The organism is Nitrobacter sp. 62-13 (genome assembly GCF_001896955.1).
GTDB lineage: Bacteria > Pseudomonadota > Alphaproteobacteria > Rhizobiales > Xanthobacteraceae > Nitrobacter.
The window spans coordinates 1-1,378 of the sequence record NZ_MKRN01000129.1 but is presented as its reverse complement, the minus strand read 5'-3'; the positions used below and the strand labels follow the sequence as shown (position 1 = coordinate 1,378).

1 protein-coding gene is annotated in these 1,378 nt (G+C 61.0%); it reads right to left on the bottom strand.

All coding sequences use genetic code 11. The annotated features are described in order from the left end of the window. On the bottom strand, positions 1-1,330 hold a 1,330-nt coding region (gene nuoN, locus BGN91_RS10015; RefSeq protein ID WP_292612727.1), incomplete at its 3' end, for an NADH-quinone oxidoreductase subunit NuoN. Positions 1,331-1,378 lie beyond the last annotated feature (48 nt).

Below are 1,378 nucleotides of genomic sequence, written 5' to 3'. Positions count from 1 at the left end.
CGATCTGCACGGCGTCCGTCGCTTCGGCGCGTTCGTCGAAATACATCACCTTGATGACGTTGAGATAATAGAACGCGCCGACCACGCTGGTGATGACGCCGATCACCGAAAGCGTAAACAGTCCCGCCTTGATCGCGGCGGTGAAGACGTAGAACTTGGCGAAGAAGCCCGCCAGCGGCGGAATGCCGGCCAGCGAAAACAATAGCATCGCAAAGAAGAACGCCATCAGCGGATTGGTGCGCGACAGTCCCGCGAAATCGCTGATCTGCTCGAGGGGCTGACCGTCGCGGCTCATGGCGAGAATGACGGTGAACGCCCCGAACGTCATCACGGCGTAGATAACCAGATACAGCAGGACGCCCTGCGCGCCCTCGACGGTGCCGGCGGCGAGACCGACCAGCGCGAAACCCATATGGCCGATCGACGAATACGCCATCATGCGCTTGATGTTGCGTTGCCCGATCGCACCGAACGAACCGAGCGCCATGGATGCGATCGCCACAAAAACCACGATCTGCTGCCACTCCGAGGCGATGCCCGAAAACGCGGTAAGCACCACGCGGGTAAACACCGCCATCGCGGCGATCTTGGGCGCGGAAGCGAAGAAGGCGGTGACCGGCGTCGGCGCGCCTTCGTAAACGTCGGGCGTCCACATATGGAACGGCACCACCGACACCTTGAAGCACAGGCCCGCGAGCAGGAAGACGAGGCCGAAAACAATGCCGATGCTGCCGGTCTTCGCAGCGGCTGCGATACCCACGAAGCTGACGGTGCCGGTGAAGCCGTAGATCAGCGACGCACCGTACAGCAGCATCCCGGACGCCAACGCGCCGAGAACGAAATACTTCAAGCCCGCTTCGGTTGACTTGACGTTGTCCCGGTTGCTCGCCGCCACCACGTAAAGCGCGAGGCTCATCAATTCGAGCCCGAGATACAGCATGATCAGGTCGGCCGCCGAAATCAGCACCATCATGCCGACCGTCGAAAGCATCACCAGAATCGCGAACTCGAACATCCGCCGGGAGTCGCCTTCGATAAACTCACGGGACAGAACAAGCGTCGCGGCCGAACCGGCCAACGCTGCGATTTTCAGAAACCGTGCGAACTCATCGACGATGAAACTGCCGCCGAACGTGACCAGCCTGCCCTTCGGCAACAGAAACTCGATCACACCGGTGGCGCCGAGCAAGCATATCGCCAGGACCGTAATAAGAGCTGTGACGCGCGGACCGCACCAAGCTCCGATCATCAGCGATGCCATCGCGCCGATCGCCAGCACGATTTCCGGCAATACGGGCAGCAGTTGATATCCGGCGGCCTCAAACATCATAGCTGGCGTCCCTGACCTGCCGTCATCATGGCAACGCCGCCGCCTTGA